At 66.0% G+C, this 253-nt stretch carries 1 protein-coding gene; it reads left to right on the top strand.

The window, feature by feature from the left end; genetic code table 11:
* On the top strand, positions 1-237 hold a 237-nt coding region (locus JI666_RS22285), incomplete at its 5' end, for an isocitrate/isopropylmalate family dehydrogenase (RefSeq protein ID WP_286171034.1).
* Positions 238-253: the final 16 nt, after the last annotated feature.

The raw sequence follows: 253 nt of genomic DNA, 5'->3' as shown, positions 1-253 counted from the left end.
CCCGATATCGCGGGTCAGGGCAAGGCGAACCCGATCGCCTGCATCCTCTCCTTCGCCATGGCGCTGCGTTATTCCTTCAGCGAACTGACCGAGGCCGACCGTCTGGAAAAAGCGGTCGAGAAAGTCCTCGCCGACGGTCTGCGCACGGCCGACCTGATGGGCCCGGATGGCGGCACCCCGGTTTCGACCGCCGAGATGGGCGACGCGATCATCGCGGCGCTGGACGCCAGCCTCTGACACCCGTCACAATCGA

This window comes from Bacillus sp. NTK071 (assembly GCF_017303315.1).
Taxonomy (GTDB): domain Bacteria; phylum Bacillota; class Bacilli; order Bacillales; family Guptibacillaceae; genus Guptibacillus.
This window is presented reverse-complemented; position numbering and strand designations above follow the sequence as displayed.